Here is a 16,176-nt window from a genome sequence, read left to right as displayed (position 1 = left end):
CAGAAAAAGTTTTTGTTTCTTATCTGCAAAAAAGGAAGGGATTACATCTCTTCTTTTTTTTGCCTTTAAAAAGTATAAAGTGAAACTTCATTCAGTGAGAGGTTTTAGGCGCATCACTCTTTACGATAAGACAAGTAAGTTTAAGCGCGAGACATTGCTTTTTTAGCTGTCAGGATACTTTGTGCTTTTGGTTCTTGGCTAACAAGTTCTTTTCTAAATTTATTTTATGGTAAAAAGGGCGAAAAAGTTCCTCCCCCATCTGTGTAAAAAAATTGAATCGCCCCTTGTTTATCCGTTCGGTACACCTGAATTTGATTACGCTCCAACACTTCCAGCACTTCTTCATTCGGATGATTATACCGATTATTCCTTCCTGCTGAAATCAAAGCAGCCCGCGGCTGGACAGCTTCTAAAAATACTTCGCTGGTTGATGTGTTGCTGCCATGATGGGCAACCTTTAAAATATCAACTTGCAGTGCCGGATAATCACGTACGATTTGCTCTTCTATTTCCTTGCTAATATCTCCTGTAAACAGCCATTTTAATCCTAAGTTGGTATATAAAACGATCGAATTGTCATTTGCATCTCCCTTATCCGCATCCGGTGCTAACACTTGGAAAGAAATAGCATCATTAAAACGGAGTAAATCACCCGCTTCTGCATACGTTATTTTTAAAGAAGGCTGTATCTCTTTAAATTCTTCTAATAATGTTACATCAAAATAAGGACTTACGATTACTTCTTCTACGCTAACCTCTTCTAAAATAAAGCGTACGCTTCCAAAATGGTCTACATCGTCATGTGAAATAATAATTGCATCCAGCTCTTTGATCCCTCTCTGATGAAAATAAGCACGAATAATATTCTTATACACTCCCCTAGTTGGTTCCATATCTTCAAAATGAAAAGCTGCTCCAGCATCAATCATAACTACCGCTTCCCTCTTTGCTGCTTCCACTAAAATTGCATCACCTTGCCCCATATCAAACATGGTCACAATACCTTCATCTTGAAAATAAGGTTTACTGGCAGTCATTAAAATAGGCAGTATAAAAATAATTCCAATGATCGCTGCTGCTTTTTCTTGTTTATACTCTAAACATCGCATAAATAAGAAGAAGCAAACGAAATAAATAATAACACTAATGATCGATAATTGGTCTAAATACATTGGCGGGAATAATGTCTGATCAATCCATCCAATAAACTGTAGGGCCCTTTCATGAATGAACACAAAAATATCATCCAAAAATAGGATCATCTTATTAGGTAAAAAAGAAATAACTGCAAAAACATACATTACGGGAATAACGAAGAAGGTAAAATAAGGGATGACGATTAAATTCATGAAGATAGACAATGGATGAAAAATGTTAAAATAATAAATCTGAAGTGGAAGAATGGCCATTTGTGCAATAAAACTCACCTGAAAGACCTTCCATACCGGTGATTTCGATTGACTGATCCATTTCTGGGACAAAAGTATGGAAAAGGTTACTGCAAAAGAAAACTGAAAGCCGACATGATAAATGATATAAGGATCCCAAAGAATAAATATCATAAACACGATACACAGCAAATCAGAGTAGGGAAGTTTCCATCGATACTTTTGAAAAATAAGGAGTCCCACCATCATGATTGCAGCACGAAGAACAGGAGGATTAGCTCCGGCAAGGACGGAATAAACCGGAAGAAAAACCATTAAAAACAAATGTGTTTTCTCTTTTGTGATGATATTGCCTTTCACTAACAGTAAATATAAAAAAGCGATGACCAGCGTTACATGGGTGCCTGAAATAGCTATAATGTGTGATAAACCAAATCGCTGAAACAACTCTGTTATAGATTCTTCCATTCCAGAAGCATCTCCAAAAACGATGGCGTTGATCCAAATAGCTGTCTCTTCACTCCATGTATCTTCCATTCGATTTAACAAGCCTGTTCTTAGTTGATACAAAAAAGAAAGCATGCCTTTTTCTGAAATACATTCTATATCATTAAAATCTTGTAATACTGCTTGGTGCGTAATTTGTTTTTGTAACAGAAATTGACGAAAATCAAATTGTGCGGGGTTTGTACTGGAAGGCGGAATTTCAATTTGTTGATGAATCGTACATCTGGAGCCGTGAAATAAGGAATGTTCAAGAGGGATGTCACGGTAATTTTCCTCTTTTTCAGGAAAATAAGTAACTAAAAGTTTAGTGGAATGATGCAATGGTTGGAGGGTAAATTGTATTTGTTTGGAACTGACCTTTACTTCCCCTTCAATGTTTCCAGTAACCTCTGCTGCTATTGAGCTTTCTTCATATTCCGTCTGGGGAACAACGGGAACTATATATACAAAAGTGAGGAAGCTGAATATGGTAATTAGCCATACCGTACTATTCATTTTTTTTAAAAGCTTCAGCCACAGAAGCCATACGATAAAAAAGAGGAGCAGCCATTTCATATCCAAGATAAGATATAAAATGGCTAATACAGATGCAATCGCAGGAAAATGCCAATATCCGGTCAATTTTTTTTCTCTTCATTAAAAAATAATCGATCTGCCTCTGCTTTCATTGTCTCTTTTTCACCTGATGTTACATTTAATGCATCCAGCTTCTCCATAAGCTCATGTACAAAAGCGTTCTTTTCTGCAAACTTTGTATCGACTACAGCATCCACCAATGGCACTTTTTGTGTTTTTACCCCTGCTTCTTCAAATAACTGGACAGCATAAGGATGATTTTTGTAATCCTCCGCATAAAATAAGTTTTTAATTCCACTTTGTATAAGTTGTTTTGTACACTGCAGGCAAGGAAAATGGGTAACATATACATCAGCGCCATCTGTCGGCACCCCAAATTTTGCACATTGAAGAAGCGCATTTGCTTCTGCATGAACGGTCCTTACACAATGTCCGTCAATCACATAACACCCCTCATCAATACAATGAACATCTCCTGAAACACTGCCGTTATAACCGCCGGCAATGATACGTTTATCCCGGACAATCGTAGCGCCTACCATTAAACGGGTACATGTACTTCTTAAAGCTAATAAATGACTTTGCGCCATAAAATATTGATCCCAAGCAATTCTCTCCATGATGATTACCTCTTTCCCTTATTTTCTACGGCACCTGGATGTGCTCTATCAGCGTCTCCAGTGTTTTTTCTCCAATACCGGAAATCTCTAGTAAATCTTCTGCCTTTTGAAATAGTCCGTGATTATCCCGGTGAGCGATAATTGCCTCTGCTTTTGCAGGACCAATACCGGGCAATTGCGTCAGCTCTTCACTGGATGCTGTATTTATTTTTATCTTATTGTTACTTCCTTGCTCTCCGGCAGAATCGTTCACTGTATTCTCTTCTTCCTGACCAACAGCAGGTATCAGGATAATCATTTCATCCTGAACGATTTGAGCTAAATTCACTTGAAGAATATCTGCATTTTCAGTAAAGCCGTCCGCACGTTCAATAACGTCCCGTATGCGGTCGTCTTCTTCCATTTCATATACTCCCGGCTCTGTGACTTCTCCTTTTACATCGACCACTGCAGTATGATTTTGTGTTTCTGGAGCTTCTTCAACAAGCGGGGGTTCTATCGAATCATCCATATCAGAAGATTTCAATGAGGCAGACAGCGGACTGGAGGTGTCTTTCTTACTCACAAAGATAAAAAATACGAGGACAGCAGCAATAACAATAAAAATGAGAATATTTTTCTTTAACCAATACAAGATATTACCTCCTTCTTTGCCAAAATAGTATTCCATATAGTATTTCGACAAAGAAAGATAATCTCCTTTTTCTAAGAAAACAGGTTAAAATTTACTTTTGCTATTCATTTTTCAGCTAAAAAGAAAATTCTTTCTGACTGTTCATTCCAATTATTTATTTCCAATGAAAAATCAGCGTAAATATTAATTTTTTTGAATCCAATTTTTTTTAAAATTTGTTGATATACTTTTACCGGAAATGTTCTTTGATGATGTTTTTCTTGAAAACGAATGAAATGGCCTCCTTCTTCTTGATGAAAAAAGGTAAGCTCGTGATACATTTCTCCCTTTTCCTGCCCCGGGATACACTCCCAAATATAAGCTGCTTCATCTGTAACGTCGGAAAACGTCTGACCGATATAAATATCCTCTACTGTATGCATAGAATGAACATCAAAGAAAAATATGCCGTCTGTTTTTAACATCCGGTATATATTTTTAATCGCCTTTTCTATATCCTCAAGGCTTGTCAGATAATTTATCACATCACAGCAGCTAATTGCCATATCATAGTAATGCTGTAAATCATCCAACTCTGTCATATCAGCCTCTACCCATTTTATACTATCAGCCGGTTCCAGCCCTTTTTGTGCCTGACTCAGCATTTCACCGGACTGATCTACTCCTGTCATCGTGTATCCGGCCGCTGCTAACTTTCTGGTGATAACCCCTGTACCGCATCCTAAATCAATAATCGATTGTACCGGGCTTTCTTTCTGAGCTATCATTTGCTGGATCATAACCATCCAGTCATCATAAGGAACATTGTCCATCAGCTCATCATAAACCTCAGCCATTTTACGATAGGCCATTTCCTTTAACCTTCTTTTGTAATATTTAGCGCAATACGATCCGCATCGCCCCATAGTTTTTCTAAATTATAATAGTATCTTTCATCTTTATGGAAGACGTGACAAACAATATCACCAACATCCACAAGAACCCAACGTGCTTCCTCAAAGCCTTCCATTCTTTTAATATCTTTTCCATTTTCTTCAGCAGTTTCTTTTATTGCGCGCGCAATCGCTTGTACTTGCCGCTCATTACTGCCGTGGCAAATCACGAAATAATCTGCAACCAGAGATACTTCATTCATATCTAAAGCAACAATATTTTCTGCTCTTTTATCATCACAGGCTTCTGCCACTACTTGAATTAATTCTTTATTATTCATCTTTCATTCCTCCAAAAACGTGTTGATTTAAGTCATTATAAGCATGAAAGCTATCAGGGTATACGGTACGATTCTTCTCCATTAAGTAACAGACCGTATTCCTTGCAGCCAGGTAGCATGCTTTTGTTAAATCTATTTTAGCCACATCTCTCACTTCATCTAAACCGGGGAAATCTCTGCCTGGCTCTATATAGTCAGCAAGAAAGATTATTTTATCCAGTTTTGTCATATTTGACCTTCCAGTTGTATGAAAAAAAATAGCATCTTTTATCTCTTGATTTGTAATGCCGTACTTTTCTTCGATTCGAAGAGACGCTACCGGCCCGTGCCATAATTCATGATGAAAAGAAAGTAACAAATCCGGAAGTTTGTTGTTTACTGCAATAGTTTGCTTCATTTCCTCTAAAGAATCATATTTACAATAATCATGAAATAAAGCAGCAATTTTTGCATTTTCTTCGGATTCACGAAAGGTTTCAGCCAATTTTATTGCAGTATCCGTTACCCTTAAGGTATGCTCATATCTTCCTTTCGTCAGCCTTTCTTCCAAATCAAGCTTGAGGGTCTCTATATCCATAAATTTGATTCTCCTTAATATAATTCATAACATCATCAGGAAGCAAATAACGAACCAGCTCTCCTTCTTTTAATCGATTTCTTATAAAGGTAGAAGAAATATCTAATGGATGTATTTCCAGACGGTCGACAGGATATGGAGTTTCTAATGTATAACCTGGTCTGGTTACACCTATAAAATGAACCATTTCCATTAATTCTTCCACGAGATACCATTTCGGCAAATACTCTACCATATCGCCCCCGATAATAAAGCTGAAATCAACTTCTGGATAGTTCATTGTCAATTCCTTTATCGTATCATAGGTGTACGATTTTCCATCTCTTTCAAGTTCTAAAGCATTCACTTGAAAATACGGATTTCCTTTTACAGCCAGCTTAAGCATTCCTAATCGGTGACTTGCATCAAGAACCGAAGTTTTTTTATGAGGAGGCGTCCGCGTCGGAATGAACCAAATTTCATCCAATTGCTTTCTGACCCTTACTTCTTCAGCAATCCATAAATGACCAATATGCGGCGGGTTAAATGTTCCGCCTAAAATTCCAATCTTTTTCAAAGACTCACCTTCTGCAATGATTAATGCGTGTTCAAAACAGTCAAGTCAGGAGTCAAATCCTGACATAGAAACGTCTTGAGGTTATGATTATCCCCTTCAAAATCGCTGATGACTTTTTGAACATCTTTTATTTCGGCAGTTTAATTTCTTTATGATCTGTGGATTCTTTATATAAAATAATAGTGCTTCCGATAACCTGTACTACTTCTGATTCTGTACCTGAGGAAATTTGTTCTGCAACATCATTCTTATCCTCTGCACAATTTTGAAGGATACTGACCTTTATTAATTCCCTTTTTTCTAAAGCTTCCTTTATCTGAGTTAGCATATTATCGTTTACACCATCCTTGCCAACTTGAAAAATTGGTTTAATATGATGTGATTCGCTGCGTAAAAATTGCTTTTGTTTATTTGTTAACATCTTATTTATCTCCTTTGATTTTTGCTATCATTTCTTCGTCCATTCCTTCAACATTTACATTCTTATTTGTCCAAATTTCAAATGCCTTCTGTGCCTGATAAAGCAGCATGGTGTGACCATAATGAATGCGTCCGCCTTTTTCTTCGGCTTGTTTTAAAAACTGTGTTACAAGCGGCTGATACACAATATCACTGACAATAGCACCTTGCCGCAAATTGCTCAGATCTATAATTTGTTCAGCTTCATTCATTCCTACAGAACTTGTCTGAATGATAACATCAAAAGCTGCAATATTTTTCTCGGCTTCTGCTAATGTAATAATAGAAGCATCGGCTCCATTTATAATATTTTCGCATTTTGATCTGGTACGGTTCGCAAGCGTCAGATTTTTAAAGCCTGCCAGAACTAAACCGTGGAAAATACCGCGTGCTGCTCCACCGGCACCAAGTATTAAAATTGGAACATCCTTATTGCCATCCATATCCGGAAACTTATCGCGTAATGCCTGAACATAACCAACGCCATCCGTATTATATCCGACCCAATCATTTCCTTCCAACGCAACTGTGTTAACAGCCCCGACACGTTCTGCCGTAACATCTAACCTGTCAAGGTACGGTATAATCGTTTCTTTATAAGGAACAGTAATATTAAATCCATTAACTTCTGCTGCCTTCAGCTTATTGATTTCTTCCTCAAAAATTCCTTCGTTTGCTATTTCATGCAATGTATAAGAACCTTTTATGCCAGACCGTTCTAAAAATGTAGTCTGAATCCAAGGTGATAAAGAATGTTTGATGGGATAACCGATTAATTTAAATTTTAAACTCAAAGCAGTACCTCCTGTCTCTCTATACAATATAAAACGAAACTTCACTCAGTGGGAGTTTTTCGACGCACAACTCTTTACGATGGGACGAGTAATCGCAGTTCCAGTCTCAGGACGTCGCGAACTTAGTCTGCTTCCTTAATTCTCCCACTGCGTTAACCTAAGTGATTCAGGGAGTTAGCTCACCTGATCTCCCACCTAAATAAATTTATTTTCACGCTTTATTTTGAGGCGGGAGTTTTACGGACGCTTCTCCGTGATAAATGATTTTCCATATTATTTTATGTCTTATCTCAAAAAGTCCTTTAATGATTAGCGGGGAAGTATTGCTCCTCTAAAACTGCCAACATATTTTCTAATAGATGCAAGACATTTCTCAGCTAATGCTTTTTAGTACCCTTTTCCTACGTATAATCTAAAGTTTGATCTGTTTACTGTCCTGATAAAAAGGAGGTTCTTGTAGATACAGAAACACCTTTCGGACTATGCGCAACGACAGTCGCTCCCTCTCCTTGAACGCTGATCCATCCTAACCCCGGAAAAACAATATCCACTTTTCCATTTCCTACTTTAAAGCTGTGAGCCACCAATGGCGGAAATTGATTCAAATGCTCTTTATACGGCGGAGATAACAGCTCTCCAGCATGCTTCTCATACAGTTCATCTGCATTCTCCAATTTTGTCCGGTGGATGGTTAAATCATTCGAGAAATAACAAATAAATGATTGCTTCTCTCCTTTAATAAAATCCAATCTTACCAAACCGCCGATATACAATGACTGTTGCTCATTTAATTGATAAACCCTTGCCTTAATTTCTTTTTTCGGTGTAATCATTTTTAATTCTTTTTCAGAAACATAATGAGCCATCTGTTGTTTATTCACAATCCCCGGAGTATCTACTAAAAATGTTTCTTCATCCAATGGTATTTCAATAAATCCTAGCGTCGTTCCCGGAAAATAAGAAGTCGTTATCGCGTTTTCCTCTCCTGTTGACTCTTTGATTAAACGATTGATAAAAGTTGATTTCCCAACATTTGTGACTCCGACAATAAATACATCTTTATTTGCCCGGTGTACTTCTATTTTTTGCTTCAGCTCATCAATTCCCTTTCCTTTTACAGAAGAAATTAACACAACATCCTTTATTTTTATCCCCAGCTGACTCGCTTCATGACGCAGCCACTGTTTTAATTTATTTTCATTGGTTGATTTCGGCAATAAATCAAGCTTGTTACCTACTAAAATAATCGGATTATCTCCCGTAATTCTTGGTAAATTACTTAATAACGTGCCATTCACATCAAAAATATCAATAATATGAACAACCAATCCATTTCTATCACGAATGGAACTTACCATTTTTAAAAAGTCTGCATCCGTAATCGATACGTCCTGAATCTCATTATAATGCTTCAGGCGGAAACACCTTTTACATAAAATAATATCCTTTTCTAATGCACTAACCGGTGCATAGCCTGGTTCATTAGGATGCTCTGTTTGTATAATACTTCCACATCCTTGACAAATGTGCTGCTCCAACCTTATTCCTCCCTCTTACGGTTATCCTTATTTGGCATTCTTTTTAAAATTCTTCGCTCAATTAAACGATTAATCCTTGTTATTTTACCATCTGTTTGTACCACAGGAACAACTAAAACGGTGTAAAACCCAGCAATATTCCCGCCAAGAACATCTGTCAGCAGCTGATCACCGACGACCAGTATTTCTTCTTTTTTCAGATCCATTTGCTTTGCAACGGTTTTAAAAGCTCTGCTCAAAGGTTTTTTTGCACTAAATACAAACGGTGTTCCCAGCGATTCTGAAAATACTGTGACACGTTCCTGATTATTATTTGATATTATTGTTACTTTTATATCATTTTCTTCCATTGATTTAAACCATGTAATTACATCAGGTGTTGCATCCTTTACATCCCATGCAACAAGGGTATTATCTAAATCAGTTATAATTCCTTTAATACCCAGTTCTTTTAATTTTTCTGGTTTCAAGTCAAAAATTTGATCAATTTGCTCATCCGGCAAAAATTTAGAAAACATATACACACCTCAAAATTTCCGTTTAGTTAACTTTTCTTTTCCCTGCATCGTATCCTTTTATGTAAAGATAGCTTATTAATAGTATTACTGTAATAGGTCAAATAATTAATATTAGATACCTTCATTTTACCCTATATAATAACTCAACTTCCGCTCCCAAAAGTAGATATATATATCTTGCTATTCCTGGATTATCGTGTTCATCATTATTTTTTTGATTAATTCAGCTTTTTTGAACGAATGATAGTGTATAGCTTCCGCTCCGGCCAACCACTCCGCTTTCCATGGGGACGGCTTCAGCTAACTTGAAAAGAAAACCGCTTTTCAAGTGGATCTTCAGCTCGCCCTGTTCCCATAGGAGTCTGCGTGGTTGGCCTGCGCTCTGATAGGATTCTACAGCGAATATAAGAGATAACATCCTGTTGGGTTGGACGAAATAGTATCTCTATCGCTTGATGACACGGTCATTCCGTTATTTCAAATGGTTGGTTTAGCAGTTCGAATCATAACAGCATGGATAGTTAACATGAGAAATAGCTTTCATGCACAAAAAATAATCATTGCTGAACATATTTACCATGTACCACGAAAAATATATTATGTCAGATCTAACTTCTATTTAGTCAGCTGTTGCAACGTCTGTACTAGTACTTCCTGGAACAGGGGCTGCGAGTACTCGTCTCATAATAGAGTGCGAACCCATACGTTCCAAATCGCCATCTGTCTGATTCAATTTCAATCCACGCACCCATCGTAAAGATTTGTGCATCGAAAAACCCCAATGAAGGAAGTTTAACATTATATAAGTAAGTAATTTCATTTAATTTTCTCACCAAAAAATAAGAGAATACGCGGGTAGATTACTCTCAAAATATATTACTCAGCTTATATACTTTTGAACATGTAGAATGATAGCATCTCTACGCTACATCACATTATACCTAATCCTACTGCAACTGACTAGCGTTTCAAAGAATTATTATCTCTATCGTAATGTTCAACCAATCGACATCGATTTCCTTTTTATTCTTTTTTGCAAAATGAAACTATGCAGGTCCATAGACAAAAATGCTTCCCTGCTTTAAAAATCGTTCGACAAATTCCGATATTTTTCGATTTTGTGGATAACTTTATCAACATAAGAATCCATCAACAACACTCTTAAGCAAGGTTACCCACCGTCTTATACACAACTTATATACAACTATATGTAGATAAGTTAAAGCTTGTTAACACAAGATACACGTGTTAAATTATTATTATCTTAAAAGAATTGCTGACTAATGAGGAGGTTGTATTGTGGAAACATTATCGGACGAACTATTACTGGAATCTTATTATACGGCAATAGCATTAAACTTAAGTCCTGATTTTCTTTCTTTATTTGAGGAAGAAATCCATAAAAGATCTCTGACTCATAAAATCAAAGAATCTGTATAATTTTGTCTTGTTTGCGAAACTTCAATCTAAAAAATTGAAGTTTTTTTTTGTGGTTTTCCCCCATTTCTTCCTATTTAAAATACAAACTTCCAACTCTTAAAACAGCATTCTTTTTGTATGCATCGATCTTCTGAATAGGTTATAATCAAATATAGCACTCTGATTTTGTGTGTGTAAAAAGCCGTAAAGAGATAATGAATAAAGAAAAACATAGCAAACGAAATCTGAAAGGCAAGGATAGGCGCCTTCGTTTGTAGCTGTATTTACCCAGCTTATTAAAAATGGTGTACTATTATAGACTATGAACGATCACACCTTGTGGTGGGATTTGGTACTGAGGTAGTTTGTCTGCGCTGCTTTATTCTTTAAATTTTTACATTTTCTACTGTGTAAAAAAGCAGGGTTTCCCCGTCATATCACCCTGAATAACCTTTATCTGCTCTGTAAAAAGCAAGCTTCCATCCTTTTTTATTAATAATTAGGCAAGCTTCTATTTTTAGCACTTGATAAAGAAAAAGAACGCTTCTAACTGAAGGAATATTTAAAAAAAGATGTTCTGAAGGTCCAATAAAAAATGACAAGACTAATTTCTGTGTTGCCGGACTTTTTGAACACGTACTTAAAGTATTTAATACCATCTTATTCATTAAAAGAAATTCGTTACTATAGTAAAAGGAGGAATTACTTTTGACGTTATTGCATTGGGCTGTCTTATCACCATTTATTGCAGCCATACTTATTCCATTCTTGTATAAGTATTTAAAGAGAATACATACTGGTTGGTTTGTTTTAATTCTGCCTCTGGTGCTGTTCATTTATTTCTTATCCTTTATACCTGAAACATCATCCGGGGAAGCTATTTTAAATAACCTGGCCTGGGTTCCATCCCTTGGCATAAACTTCAATGTATATGTTGACGGTCTAAGTCTGCTTTTCGCATTATTAATTACGGGAATCGGAGCACTAGTAGTTCTATACTCTATCTATTATTTGTCAAAGCGAAAAGAAAAACTAAACAATTTTTATGTCTATCTTTTAATGTTTATGGGTGCTATGTTAGGTGTCGTTCTTTCCGATAACCTGATCGTTATCTATGTTTTCTGGGAAGTAACAAGTATTGCTTCTTCTTTATTGATCAGTTATTGGTATACAAGAGAAAAATCGATTTATGGTGCTCAAAAATCCATGTATATCACCGTTTTCGGCGGATTATCCATGCTGGCTGGTTTTTCTTTACTTTACGTTGTTGCCGGCACATTCAGTATCAGGGAACTAATTGCAAATGCAGATATTATCATGGCAAGCAGTTTATTTATTCCGGCAATGATACTCGTTTTATTAGGAGCATTTACTAAATCTGCCCAATTTCCATTCCATATCTGGCTTCCGGACGCAATGGAAGCACCGACACCTGTCAGTGCTTATCTTCACTCTGCAACCATGGTAAAAGCAGGAATTTACCTTGTTGCCAGATTAACCGGCGTTTTCGGCGGTGCACCCGAATGGTTCTGGATTATTACCATTGCCGGATTGGTCACTCTGACATGGGGTTCTATTTCAGCAGTACGGCAAAAGGATCTGAAAGGTATTCTTGCCTTTTCCACAATAAGCCAGCTTGGTTTAATTATGAGTTTGCTGGGAACAGGCTCTGCTGCATTCTATTTCCAGGATGGGGACAATGCGCTATACATGACTGCCATCTTAGCAGCAGTATTTCATCTGATTAACCATGCTACCTTTAAAGGAAGCTTGTTTATGGCGGCTGGAATTGTTGATCATGAGACAGGCACCAGAGATATACGCAAACTGGGCGGTTTGATGACCATCATGCCAGTTACAGCTACTATTTCTCTGATTGGTCTTGCTTCCATGGCTGGATTACCTCCATTTAATGGTTTCTTAAGTAAAGAGCTGTTTTTAACAGGTATGCTGAACGTAACAGAATATGGCATTTTCAACCTGGAAACATTTGGATTTATCATTCCAATTATTGCTTGGATCGCTAGTGTATTTACCTTTTTATATTGTATTCTTATGTTTTCGAAGACCTTTATGGGGAAATTTGACATCAGCAAGCTAAAAGTAAAACATGTTCATGAGGCTCCTGCCGGTATGCTTATCAGTCCTATCATACTAGCTGCACTTGTTATTGTATTTGGGCTTTTCCCTAACCTGTTGGCATACTCTATCATTGAACCTGCGATGGCAGCTATTGCCCCCGGTATTTTAGCTCCGGGAGAGTTTTTTGATGTACACATCACGCACTGGCATGGCTTTTTAGCACCAGAGTTATGGATGACAATAGGTGTTGTTGTTTTAGGGGCCATTTTATTTATGACCTTTAAAAAATGGGAAAACACTGCATTCTATCGCGGAGAACGAGACCTGTTCAACGCTGCCTACGATTATGGTTATGACGGGCTGGTTAAAGGGTCGCAATTCTTAACACGTATCCAGATGACTGGCAGGTTAAGAGATTACTTCATCTATATGTGTACATTTATCATTTTGATAATGGCCTATACGATGTATCGTTATAATTTACCGGCAATTCAATCCCTTGATTTATCACCTGTTCCAATCTATGTGTGGTTTGTCATGGCAGTGTTCATTGGATCTGTCGTTGTTATTCCATTTATTAATAATCGGGTAGCGTTAATTATCGCAACAAGTGTCAGCGGCTTTATTGTAGCTCTATTATTTGTTCTGTTCAGAGCTCCTGACCTGGCATTGACACAGCTGCTTATTGAAACAGTATCAGTGATTTTGTTTATGCTTGTCTTTTATCATTTACCAAAATTGAAAAAGGTGAAAACACCTCCAAAAATGAAGGCTGTCAAATTAATCATTTCGATTGGATTTGGATTAATGATTACGCTTGGTTCTTTATCTGCATTTTCATTGGGACAAGAGGCTAATTATTCTTCGATTTCTGAGTACTATACAGAAAATGCGAAAGATAAAGCTGGAGGTTATAATATTGTAAATGTTATCTTAGTGGACTTTCGTGGTTTAGATACCATGCTGGAAGTACTTGTTGTCGCATTAGCAGTATTAACTGTTGTCAGCTTAATACGTTTACGTTTTAAAGGGAGTGAGGACATATGATGAAAAAACCGAATAATATGATGTTACAAACATTAGCCAGGCTGATTATTCTGATTGTCCTCTCGTTCTCTATCTATTTGCTGCTGGCAGGTCATAACAGCCCCGGCGGAGGGTTTATCGGAGGATTAATGACTGCAAGTGCGATTCTTATTTTGTACCTCTCATTCGGTTTAAACTCCATTAAGAAGGTCATTCGATTTGATTATATAAAAATAATCGGTATCGGTTTACTTTTTGCCAGCGTGACAGGAGTTATCTCTATGGTTTTTGGTTTTCCGTATCTGAAGCAATTCTTTGACTACTTTACCCTCCCCATCCTGGGAGAAGTTGAATTGACCACAGCATTGCCTTTTGATCTGGGTGTTTATTTTGTTGTACTGGCCAGCGCACTTGCAATTATTCTGACGATTGCGGAGGATGATAAATAATGGAACTATTAATGTCAATTGTCATAGGGATTGTTTTTAGCGTAACGATCTACCTATTTATGTCTAAAAACCTGCTCCGCGTTGTTGCAGCTACATTATTACTATCACACGCCGTGCATCTTTTATTATTAACGATGTCCGGACTGCAGCGCGGTGCTGCTCCTGTTTTAAGCTTTGAAGCAGAAGCATATGCCGATCCGTTACCTCAGGCGCTGGTGCTGACTGCTATCGTTATCGCTTTTGCTGTTACTGCTTTATTGTTAGTTATGTCTTACCGGACCTATAAAGTGCATAAAACAGACGATTTAGAAGAATTAAGGGGTTCTGCTGATGAGTAATATAATTATTCTGCCGATTATTATACCTTTTATAATCGGCGCTATACTTATACTTTTATACAAAAGACACGCTGCGCAGCGTGTGATAAGCGGAATTACAATGCTTGCTTTACTGGCACTTTCCGTTTATTTAGCAATTGAAGTGTACCAGCATGGAACACTTGTATTAGAAGTCGGGGACTGGGAAGCTCCTTTTGGAATTGTTATTGTGGCGGATCTGCTTTCTACGTTGATGGTGCTTTTATCAACCTTAGTTGGAACCGTCTGTTTATTCTTTGCTTACCAGACCATTGCCAGAGACCGTGAAAAACAATTTTTCTATCCGCTTTATCTGTTCTTAATGATTGGGGTAAATGGATCTTTTTTAACAGGCGATTTATTTAATCTGTTTGTCTTCTTTGAAGTGATGTTAATCGCTTCTTATGGATTGATTGTCCATGGCGGGACAGGCTATCAGTTAAGAGAGTCCTTTAAATATGTCATTATCAACATTTTTGCTTCGGCTCTCTTTATTGTCGGAATTGCATGGATATATTCCATCACAGGAACGATGAATATGGCGCATATTGGCCAGCGGGTCTCTGAATTGGAACAAACAGGCGCACTCAATATTGTAGCAATTATGCTGTTTATCGTTTTTGCTTCTAAAGGAGCTTTATTTCCGCTTTATTTTTGGCTGCCAAAGTCTTATTACGGACCGCCTGCTGCCATTGCGGCATTATTTGGAGGTCTGCTGACCAAAGTAGGTATTTATGCGATTATCCGTACGTTTACTGTTATTTTTAATCATGATACAGGATTTACGCATAAAGGATTAATTGTGACGATTGCTGGTTTTACCATGTTATTCGGCGTTCTCGGGGCAGTATCGCAATTTGACTTCAAGCGGATACTTTCCTATCATATTATCAGCCAGGTCGGCTATATGGTGATGGGGCTAGGAATTTTCACACCATTAGCTGTTGCCGGCGCCATTTATTATATTGCACATCACATGATTGTAAAAACAGCGCTTTTCTTATTTGCTGGAGCAACACAGAAAATTACGGGAACAACCGATTTAAAGAAAATGGGCGGACTCATCGGAACGCACCCGTGGCTTGCCTGGATGTTCTTTATCACTGCTATTTCCTTAGCAGGTATCCCGCCATTAAGCGGGTTCTTCAGTAAGTTCCCGATAATATTAGCCGGCTTTGAGGAACAGCAGTATGTCATTTCTGGTGTAGCACTCCTGGTTGGGCTGCTGACGCTGTTTTCCATGATGAAAATATTCAGTTATGCTTTCTGGGGAAAACAGAAGCATACAGAGGAACAAGCAAAGATTCCCGCAGGAAAACTGTTACTGCCGATCTTACCACTTGTTGCACTTACCATTATTTTAGGATTTGCAGCGGAGCCCATTTTTGCATATTCGATGGAAGTTTCACTGGAAATTATGGACCCTGCAAATTATATTGAATCTGTGCTGAAGGAGTAGTTGCT

Annotated in this window: 17 protein-coding genes; 5 read left to right on the top strand and 12 right to left on the bottom strand. The window is 37.4% G+C overall.

The features are described 5' to 3' along the window. Positions 1-224: 224 nt before the first annotated feature. From BN986_RS12120 to BN986_RS12065, 12 genes are all read right to left on the bottom strand, one after another. Entirely contained in the window at positions 225-2,516 is a 2,292-nt protein-coding gene (locus tag BN986_RS12120; protein ID WP_040980282.1) for a DNA internalization-related competence protein ComEC/Rec2, read from the bottom strand. Further along, on the bottom strand, positions 2,513-3,091 hold the full coding sequence (locus BN986_RS12115) for a ComE operon protein 2 (RefSeq protein WP_040980280.1): 579 nt from the start codon (positions 3,089-3,091) through the stop codon (positions 2,513-2,515). The genes BN986_RS12120 and BN986_RS12115 overlap by 4 nt, the downstream gene beginning before the upstream one ends. 25 nt (positions 3,092-3,116) lie before the next feature. Beyond that, on the bottom strand, positions 3,117-3,725 hold the full coding sequence (locus tag BN986_RS12110) for a helix-hairpin-helix domain-containing protein (RefSeq protein ID WP_244444991.1): 609 nt from the start codon (positions 3,723-3,725) through the stop codon (positions 3,117-3,119). A gap of 104 nt (positions 3,726-3,829) precedes the next feature. Then, complete coding sequence (locus BN986_RS12105; protein WP_040980279.1) at positions 3,830-4,576, bottom strand: class I SAM-dependent DNA methyltransferase; 747 nt, start codon at positions 4,574-4,576, stop codon at positions 3,830-3,832. Positions 4,577-4,581: 5 nt separating this feature from the next. After that, positions 4,582-4,938, bottom strand: coding sequence for a ribosome silencing factor (rsfS, locus tag BN986_RS12100; RefSeq protein WP_040980278.1), 357 nt, complete (start codon positions 4,936-4,938; stop codon positions 4,582-4,584). Next, a complete protein-coding gene (gene yqeK / locus BN986_RS12095) occupies positions 4,931-5,515 on the bottom strand; it encodes a bis(5'-nucleosyl)-tetraphosphatase (symmetrical) YqeK (RefSeq protein ID WP_040980277.1) in 585 nt (194 codons plus the stop codon). Before yqeK ends, rsfS begins: the two co-directional genes overlap by 8 nt. After that, on the bottom strand, positions 5,490-6,071 hold the full coding sequence (locus tag BN986_RS12090; protein WP_040980276.1) for a nicotinate-nucleotide adenylyltransferase: 582 nt from the start codon (positions 6,069-6,071) through the stop codon (positions 5,490-5,492). Before BN986_RS12090 ends, yqeK begins: the two co-directional genes overlap by 26 nt. A gap of 127 nt (positions 6,072-6,198) precedes the next feature. After that, positions 6,199-6,492 carry a ribosome assembly RNA-binding protein YhbY gene (gene yhbY / locus BN986_RS12085; RefSeq protein WP_040980275.1) on the bottom strand — a complete coding sequence of 98 codons (294 nt, stop codon included), beginning with the start codon at positions 6,490-6,492 and terminating at the stop codon, positions 6,199-6,201. A gap of 1 nt (position 6,493) precedes the next feature. Next, the gene (gene aroE / locus BN986_RS12080) at positions 6,494-7,324 is read right to left on the bottom strand and encodes a shikimate dehydrogenase (RefSeq protein WP_040980274.1); all 831 of its coding nucleotides are present in this window, start codon (positions 7,322-7,324) and stop codon (positions 6,494-6,496) included. Positions 7,325-7,752: 428 nt separating this feature from the next. Continuing rightward, positions 7,753-8,862, bottom strand: coding sequence for a ribosome biogenesis GTPase YqeH (gene yqeH, locus BN986_RS12075; protein WP_040980273.1), 1,110 nt, complete (start codon positions 8,860-8,862; stop codon positions 7,753-7,755). A gap of 2 nt (positions 8,863-8,864) precedes the next feature. Then, positions 8,865-9,380: a YqeG family HAD IIIA-type phosphatase gene (locus BN986_RS12070; protein WP_052400757.1), complete on the bottom strand. Its 516-nt coding sequence runs from the start codon at positions 9,378-9,380 to the stop codon at positions 8,865-8,867. Positions 9,381-9,999: 619 nt separating this feature from the next. After that, positions 10,000-10,149: a hypothetical protein gene (locus BN986_RS12065; RefSeq protein WP_157037075.1), complete on the bottom strand. Its 150-nt coding sequence runs from the start codon at positions 10,147-10,149 to the stop codon at positions 10,000-10,002. 530 nt (positions 10,150-10,679) lie between these two features. Here BN986_RS12065 and BN986_RS12060 point away from each other — a divergent pair. The 5 genes from BN986_RS12060 (at position 10,680) to BN986_RS12035 (ending at position 16,171) form a co-directional block, all read left to right on the top strand. Continuing rightward, on the top strand, positions 10,680-10,820 hold the full coding sequence (locus BN986_RS12060) for a sporulation histidine kinase inhibitor Sda (protein ID WP_040980271.1): 141 nt from the start codon (positions 10,680-10,682) through the stop codon (positions 10,818-10,820). A gap of 687 nt (positions 10,821-11,507) precedes the next feature. After that, positions 11,508-13,928, top strand: a complete 2,421-nt coding sequence (locus BN986_RS12050; RefSeq protein ID WP_040980268.1) for a Na+/H+ antiporter subunit A — start codon at positions 11,508-11,510, stop codon at positions 13,926-13,928. Further along, on the top strand, positions 13,925-14,356 hold the full coding sequence (locus BN986_RS12045; protein ID WP_392392277.1) for a Na(+)/H(+) antiporter subunit B: 432 nt from the start codon (positions 13,925-13,927) through the stop codon (positions 14,354-14,356). The genes BN986_RS12050 and BN986_RS12045 overlap by 4 nt, the downstream gene beginning before the upstream one ends. Further along, on the top strand, positions 14,356-14,694 hold the full coding sequence (locus BN986_RS12040; protein WP_040980266.1) for a Na(+)/H(+) antiporter subunit C: 339 nt from the start codon (positions 14,356-14,358) through the stop codon (positions 14,692-14,694). The genes BN986_RS12045 and BN986_RS12040 overlap by 1 nt, the downstream gene beginning before the upstream one ends. Next, positions 14,687-16,171, top strand: a complete 1,485-nt coding sequence (locus tag BN986_RS12035) for a Na+/H+ antiporter subunit D (protein ID WP_040980264.1) — start codon at positions 14,687-14,689, stop codon at positions 16,169-16,171. Before BN986_RS12040 ends, BN986_RS12035 begins: the two co-directional genes overlap by 8 nt. The last annotated feature ends 5 nt before the right edge of the window (positions 16,172-16,176 follow it).

It is taken from the genome of Oceanobacillus jeddahensis (genome assembly GCF_000750635.1).
In the GTDB taxonomy this organism is placed as follows: domain Bacteria; phylum Bacillota; class Bacilli; order Bacillales; family Amphibacillaceae; genus Oceanobacillus; species Oceanobacillus jeddahense.
This window is presented reverse-complemented; position numbering and strand designations above follow the sequence as displayed.